Source organism: Microcoleus sp. S36a_B3 (assembly GCF_036700745.1).
GTDB lineage: Bacteria > Cyanobacteriota > Cyanobacteriia > Cyanobacteriales > Microcoleaceae > Microcoleus.
The window spans coordinates 1-7,369 of the sequence record NZ_JAUBPN010000060.1 but is presented as its reverse complement, the minus strand read 5'-3'; the positions used below and the strand labels follow the sequence as shown (position 1 = coordinate 7,369).

Sequence of the window (7,369 nt, the reverse complement as noted above, 5' to 3'; positions counted from 1 at the left end):
GAGTTTCGGTTAAAATTCCAGGGATTTTTTGTCTCTGTTCGGGGAGCGTCCCTGTTCCAAAACTGTCCGAAGTATTGGCTAATAATAACCTGGTTTTTCCTTTCCCCTCCCTTGTTTTCCTTCCCCTTCCCCTTCCCCCTCCCCTTCTCTTAACCTTCCCCTTCCCCCTCCCCTTCTCTTAACCTTCCCCTTCCCCTTCCAAGAAAACTATGAAATTTCCACAATCACAACCCTTACTCCCTGAATCTAAAAACACTTTAGCCTTGTGCTTTGTTCTACTAACAAGCTTTGTTTTCCTCCTGACAATTGCTGTTTTAGTGAATACAGTCAGTTTGAGAGCCTTATCTCAAAGAAAAGTTACCTTTGTCCAGTTAAAAGACGGAACCGCAGCACGAATTGCAGAACAAGATGAACTCTACAGAGAGCCGAAAATCATCCAAAATTTTGTATCCAGTTGGGTAAATTTAACCTGGGCTTGGTCAGGCAAAATTCCCGGCACAAATGACCCCGACCCCGGCATTAAAGTTAAAGGCAGTGCCAAAGTTCCTACAACTGCTTGGATGGGCTCCTTGATGATGGAATCAGAGTTTGGTAAAGCTTCTCTTGTTGAACTTGCCAAACTCGTTCCCAACACCATCTATTCAGGAAAAACCCGCTCTGGAGTCTATATCTCTCACATCTCAGAACCCAGAGAAATAAAAAGAGGTGTTTGGGAAATAGATGTAATTGCTACTCGCGTAGTGCTAGAGCAAGGCATTGGAGAAAGCCGAGAACAGTTTAATCGAACCTTCACCGTCAAAGGGGTAGAAATTCCAAAATCGCCTCTCAAAGAAAACGCTAATGAATTAGAGAAGACTATTCACTCTTTGAGAGCAGCCGGATTAGAAATTTCCCGAATTGTCGAATTCAAACCTTAGAGGGGGAGGGGGAGGGGGAAGGGGAAAGGGAAGGAAAAACAGGGAAGGGGTAGGGGGTACCGCCCCTACAGAAACCGATTTGTTTGTACTTCACTTACCTGAAAGGGGAGGGGGAAGGGGAAGGGGAAGGAAAAACAGGGAAGGGGAAAGGAGTACCGCCCCTACAGAAACTGATTTGTTTGTACTTCACTTACCTGAAAGGGGAGGGGGAAGGGGAAGGGGAAGGAAAAACAGGGAAGGGGAAAGGAGTACCGCCCCTACAGAAACTGATTTGTTTGTACTTCACTTACCTGAAAAGTGCTGTATATGAACTTCAAGCGGTTGTATTTTAACAACAAAGAAGTCCTAATTTTCTGCTCTGTCCCCCTCACATACAAGCCAATCATTTGTTAATTAACCATCGTAATAAGCAACAAGAGAGTAGCCATGAGTAACAGACAAGAATCTTCAAAAAATTCTCATCAAACAAAGTTGACAGCCGCAGAAATTGAGCAAAATAATTCACTTTCTCTTGATAGCGAAAGTATCGTTAATAACGATAATAGCAAGATGTCAGAAGATAATTTTTCCCCTTCCCCTTCCCCTTCCCCCTCCCCCTCCAAAGAAGATAACTTTTCCCCTTCCTTCGCCTCCCCCTTCCAAAAAAGATAATTTTTCCCCTCCCCCTTCCCCTTCCCCTTCCCCCTCCCCCTCGAAAGATGATGATATTGATGAAAACTTCATTGCTAATTTCGACCCCAATGCACCCCTAACACTTGAAACTCAATATCAACTCGCTCAAGATGAGGAAAGACCACTGCCCCCGCCTGTTTCCGAAAGAGGCGTTCCTAGAGCAGTGACAATGCTGCTGTTGACTGGTGGAATACTATTGCTAGGACTGCTGATTTGGCAATTTATCAAGCCTAAATCACCTCGCGAAGCTATCGCACAATCAACACCAAAAGAAAGCTCTTCTGGCACCATTAAAGATGAAAAACCGGAGTTGCTGGCTAAATTAGCTTACCAAGACCAACAAAAACTGTTAGCCGAAAAACCGCAAAAAACCGCAAAACCCAAAACAGAACCGTCGCCCAAACCGTCAAGAGCCCCACGAAATCCGCGAACTCCGCGTTTAGTCGCTACCCGGAGCGCTGCACCGCCACCTACTCCTCTACGCGAACCCCTACCCGCACCCCGAACAGTAGTGCGGACGGTAACAGTACCCGCACCCATACCTCAAAGAGTACCCTCAAGAACACCCGCACCAGCCCCCATACCCAAACCGTTAATACCCCCACCTTTAATTCCAACTCCAACAGAAGAAAAAATCGACCCGTTTGAGCGGTGGAACCAACTCGCTCAACTCGGACAAATTAGGGGAAATTTTGACCCTAACCGAATAGCGAATGCCGTCAGTGCAACACCAAGCACTCCAGCGACAACAAGTGCTACCGCCGCCGCTCTGACAAAGCCAGCTCCAACAACTGAATTCCTAACTGTCAATATCGGCAACCAAAAGTCGCAACCCTCATACGTTTCTTTCGAGCAAATCCCAGAAAAACTATATAGCCACCCAAATAACGCCAGCGGGGAAAGGCTACACCCGGAGTTTCCTTATGGAGGGGACAGCCTCGAAACCACCGACAACTCCCAAAACCCCACTAACCAATTAACTCCGGCTCCCCTTTCCCCCCAAATAAGTTCCGATTCTACCGATAACCCAATCGAGACGGAGGCTCGACTGAGCGCTCGTCCAACGTCCTTGCCCGCCGATACAGAATTTCAAACCCTTTCCCCTGAAGCTGCTCCAGAGGCTTCTGCCTTAACAAACTCCCCAACCCTAGAACAAGTAAACTCCCCAGGGGCAAAAGGCATTCTCAACCGCACGCCCCAAAGTTCTTCAACCTCCCAAACAGCTCAGGTTCCCCTTGGAACCACAGTCAACGGCGTAGTTTCGGTTCCCCTGTTGTGGGATGAAGGCTCAGGCAAACAGCTTTACGACAAATTTGCCGTCACCCTCACAGCCGACGTAACGGCAACTGACGGCTCTATTGCTTTTCCTGCCGGCACAGTTGTCATTGTCAAAGCCAACACCGTCAGCAAAACCAATCGCATGGTACAAGCTACTGCTGTGGCGCTCGTCTACTCTGATAGAAACGGTCAGATTAAACAGCAGCCCATTCCAGAAGGCGCAATTTTGATTGCAGGAGAGGGTTCTGGGCCGCTGATTGCTTCAGGCTACTTCGACCTTGGTTCAGATATTGCCGGACAGGATATCCTCACCGCAGTGCTGTCGGGAGTTGGACGAGTCGGTCAAGTGTTCGCAGAGCCTAAAGTCAGGAGCTCTAGCAGTATTAGCGGTAGGTTTGGGGGCAGTACAACCACCGTTGAAAGTCGAGACCCCCAAATTTGGTCAGCCGTCCTCGATGGCTTCTTCAGCCCCCTAGCAAAACGGATGGAAAGCCGCTCAGATAGAGCAACTGAAGAACTTTTAAACCGCCCCAATGTAGCTGTGGTTAACAAGGGAACCCCGGTTTCTATTACTGTTAACAGCTTTCTCAACATTTACCGATAACTGCCATGACTACTCGCATCCAATCTCCACGAATGCTTTCCCTCGGAGGGCTTTTATTCACAGCAGTGCTTGCTGCTGCGAGCTACCCCGACTGTGCTTTTGCTCAATCAAGAGTAACAGGCTATCAAACTGTGGGTCGAGATATTGCCGTCAATAGTGCGATCGATATTTTAGTCTATCCCGGCCGCGCAAGTGCGATCGACTTCAGCTCAACCGATGAAGCTCTCGCCTACGTTTTAATTGCCGACCCCTCAAAAATAGTTTTCAGCACCGACGCACAGTTGGCAAGCGGCCAAGCCAAAACTGTTTTCTTGCGTCCCATTCAAGCGCTCAATTTTCCGGGAGCTACCACAGCTACCATCACCAATCTCTCAATCAAAACTGTAGATTCAAAAGGCAAACAGCGACTTTACAACTTCAACATCGTTCCTACCAACAAAGAACCAGAACACTTAGGAATTCGCATTGCTCCCCTAACTCCGAGAATGGAGCCGACTGTGAACGTTGATAGAGGTCGCGCCCCCGCAGCATCAGATGTTGAAAAAGGATTGCTAATTGCCATTCAAAGAGGCTACACAGCAGCCAACGACCCAGTAGTCTACAGCGTGCGACAATTTTTAGCTCTGGTAAGAAACCACAATCTATCGGTGACTGATGCTGCTGCACGAGCCGGAGTAGACTTGTCTGTGATTGTCGAGCTAGCCAAAATAGCTTTTGAATCAAACTACCGCTCACACAAACCTACTCATATCTAACCAATGTTAGACAGAGTTAGGTAAGTGCATTCGTTCCGGGGTCAAGCACAGAGCGGGATAAACGGCAATCCCATCAATTTAAAATCTCAAATCTCAAATCTTAAATTGTTCCAATTACCCATTACCCATTACCCATTACCAGTCTAGAGCGGTTTTAAGCACGCAACTTGGGTTAGTTGAGATGCCAATCATCTCCTTAATACTGCCCGCGCTGAGTCAGGCGAGAGCCTGTGTCGCTAACCGCTCGCTCTGAGAACTTATAGCTTTTGACTGATTCAGGTTGGTTTGAAGCTGCGCTATAAATAGCGATTAGTCAAAAAGCATAACAAAAGCGAGCGGGGATGGTAAGGGAAAATAGCAGAATTCTTCTACTTCCTGCTCAACGCGAAGCTTTGATTATGAGTTGTGAATTGACCTTTCAAATATTTGTTTGTGGAACAATTCGGCAGTAATACTTTCTCGGAAGAACGTTTTTTTCCTCATTCCCCACTCCTTTTTTCAACCAATGTTCCGCCCAAAAAGCTCTGTTCAAAAAAAGTCTGCCCTCCCGCTGCGCGTTGTGCTTACAGTCCCCAACGCTCTCCTGATTTCGACTTTACTATGTCTGACGGGATGGCTTTCTTTTCAAACAGGGCGGCAGACAATGAATGACTTAGTTGCACAGCTATTGGCAGAAGCAACGAGCCGCATCTCTGACCGCCTTGACAACTACTTAAAAGAACGGGTTGGGAAAGGAGAAGGGAATTATAATAAAATGCAAACTGGTTCGGTGAACCAACTTCGCCCAAGTCAAACAGCCAAAGTCACAATCAAACCAAATGGGAAAACAAATGGGTCAGACTCTCCAAAAACAATATTGCCTCAACAAAAAACAAATCCTGCTTTTTCTACCCCAACCTCAAAATTCAACTTGCACGATTTCCACATCAGCCCTAACTGTCAAGCCTTTATCTTAGACCGTTCGGGGCATTTAATTGCTCGGAACGAGGTAACTGAACCAAAACCGTCTATTTCTGCTGACTCCCAGCAGCGAGTTCGCACCCAAGCTCTGCAACAAAAAGTAATCCGGCTTTCAACAGAGTATTTGCTTAAACATTATGGCAGCCTCGCTGCTATTAACAGCAGCCAAAATCTTAACTTTACTGCCAGCAACTCATTATACTTGCTGCAAGTCAGACCTTTTGAAAACTCGAAAGGCTTAAATTGGCTGATTGTGGCAGTTGTACCCGAAACCGACTTCACCGGCAAAGTTCAGGCCAACACCCGCAACACTATTTTGCTCGTGCTGCTGGCTTTGGTTCTTTCTATCTGCCTTTTGCTGTCCATTTCCCTAAGAATAGAACAGCGGCTGCTGCGGTTAATTTCGGCAACAGAGGCGATAGCTGGCGGCGACTTCGACTCAACAGTTTCAGGTAGCGGCGTTGCCGAACTCGAAGCCCTAGCCTGTGCTTTCAAGCGCATGAATTCCCAGTTAAAAGCATCTCGCCAGCGGTTAGAAGAATATTCTGGCGATTTAAAGCGGCAAGTTGCACAGAAAACAAAGGAACTAAAACAAGCTAAAATTGCCGCCGAAAGTGCCAATCGCGCTAAAAGTACCTTTCTGGCTAATATGAGCCACGAACTGAGAACGCCTCTGAATGCGATTATCGGCTTTGCCCACCTCCTTGTAAACTCTAAAAAAACTGCACCGGAACAGCAGTCGAGTTTAGATATTATCAATCGCAGTGGCGAGCATTTGTTGAAACTAATCAACGATATTTTGTCGCTGTCTAAGATTGAAGCAGGTCAAATCACCCTCGAAGAAACTGCTGTTGACTTGTACAGTTTGCTCAAGGACATAGAACGGATGTTCCAACTCAAAGCTCAGTCGTCGGGATTGCAACTTGTTTTTGAACTCCGGAAAGATGTACCGCAATACGTCCGAACTGATGAAAGCAAGCTGCGCCAAGTTTTGATTAATCTGTTGGGTAATGCTGTTAAATTTACTGAGACGGGTAGGGTGAAGCTGACTGTAAAATGCCTTCAGTCTATGGCAAAAAAACCGTTATCCAAATTCTTTCTCCAGTTCTCTGTGAAGGATACAGGCCCAGGCATTGCGCCTGATGAGGTTAGCCGTTTGTTTAAGCCGTTCGTGCAAGCGGATGCTGGCCGGAAATCGCAAACGGGAACGGGTTTGGGATTGCCAATCAGTAACTCTTTTGTGAAGCTGATGGGTGGTGAAATTAAGGTCAAAAGTTCTGTGGGGAAAGGTACGGTTTTTAGTTTTTACATTAAAGTCAGTCATGCAACTAAGAGCGAAGTTTATGACAGATTGCCGCAAAAACAAGTGAAGGGGTTGGCACCCAACCAACAAATATATCGCATTCTGGTAGCGGATGATGAGTCGGCAAATCGGTTGCTGCTAACTCGGATATTGAAGTCGGCTGGCTTTCTTGTGTGGTTCGCGGATAACGGAATTGAAGCTGTTAAATTGTGGCGAAAGTACAAGCCGCATTTAATTTGGATGGATTTGAGGATGCCTGTTCTAGACGGCTTTCAAGCTGCTCAAAAAATTAGAACTCTGCCGAACGGTTCTAACACTAAGATTATTGCTTTGAGCGCTAATGCTTTTGTTAAAACCCAGGAACTCGCCATGTCGAACGGCTTTGATGATTTTGTTGCCAAACCGTTCCGAGAAACAGTAATTTTTGAGAAGATGGCGCTTCATTTGGGAGTTCGCTATATCTATGAAGAGGAGTCGTCTAGGAAGTCCGAACAGGATGAGCCTGTTGTGCAACTGACTTCTAAGTCGCTGTCTGTGTTGCCGAGGGAGTTGATTGAGAAGCTTTATAAAGCAGCCGCTTGTGGAGACGAGCAAGCGGTAAGGCTGTTGATTGAGCGAATCCCCCTGTCGCAGAAGCCTCTTGCTGTGGCTCTGACTAAATTAGTTGACAATATGAGTTTAGATATTATCAGCGATTTAACTCAGAAGTGCATTTCGGCAGATTGTACGATCGCAAAATCCCAAGACTGCGATCAAAGTTAACTCGGTTTTTAGATTCGTACCTCATATATCAATATATGAAGCTGACGGGGTGACAACCCCGTTAAAACCCATAGCTAACAAAGGTTTGACCGATTTATGGTAAAAAAAGATGGGCTCA

Annotated in this window: 5 protein-coding genes; all 5 read left to right on the top strand. The window is 46.5% G+C overall.

What is annotated here, in order from left to right; all coding sequences use genetic code 11:
- Positions 1-209 precede the first annotated feature (209 nt).
- On the top strand, positions 210-917 hold the full coding sequence (locus QUA01_RS26970) for a hypothetical protein (RefSeq protein ID WP_333093604.1): 708 nt from the start codon (positions 210-212) through the stop codon (positions 915-917).
- A 426-nt stretch (positions 918-1,343) separates the two neighbouring features.
- Positions 1,344-1,568, top strand: a complete 225-nt coding sequence (locus QUA01_RS26965; RefSeq protein ID WP_333093605.1) for a hypothetical protein — start codon at positions 1,344-1,346, stop codon at positions 1,566-1,568.
- A 190-nt stretch (positions 1,569-1,758) separates the two neighbouring features.
- Positions 1,759-3,471 (top strand): hypothetical protein, encoded by a 1,713-nt coding sequence (locus QUA01_RS26960; RefSeq protein WP_333093606.1) that lies wholly within the window; start codon positions 1,759-1,761, stop codon positions 3,469-3,471.
- Between the two features lie 5 nt (positions 3,472-3,476).
- Positions 3,477-4,226 (top strand): hypothetical protein, encoded by a 750-nt coding sequence (locus tag QUA01_RS26955; protein WP_333093607.1) that lies wholly within the window; start codon positions 3,477-3,479, stop codon positions 4,224-4,226.
- 643 nt (positions 4,227-4,869) lie between these two features.
- Positions 4,870-7,251: an ATP-binding protein gene (locus tag QUA01_RS26950; RefSeq protein ID WP_333093608.1), complete on the top strand. Its 2,382-nt coding sequence runs from the start codon at positions 4,870-4,872 to the stop codon at positions 7,249-7,251.
- The last annotated feature ends 118 nt before the right edge of the window (positions 7,252-7,369 follow it).

Bases quoted from the DNA above. Each gene is read 5' to 3' on its own strand.
- QUA01_RS26970 (WP_333093604.1), top strand. From the start codon at position 210: ATGAAATTTCCACAATCACAACCCTTACTCCCTGAATCTAAAAACACT.
- QUA01_RS26965 (WP_333093605.1), top strand. From the start codon at position 1,344: ATGAGTAACAGACAAGAATCTTCAAAAAATTCTCATCAAACAAAGTTG.
- QUA01_RS26960 (WP_333093606.1), top strand. From the start codon at position 1,759: ATGCTGCTGTTGACTGGTGGAATACTATTGCTAGGACTGCTGATTTGG.
- QUA01_RS26955 (WP_333093607.1), top strand. From the start codon at position 3,477: ATGACTACTCGCATCCAATCTCCACGAATGCTTTCCCTCGGAGGGCTT.
- QUA01_RS26950 (WP_333093608.1), top strand. From the start codon at position 4,870: ATGAATGACTTAGTTGCACAGCTATTGGCAGAAGCAACGAGCCGCATC.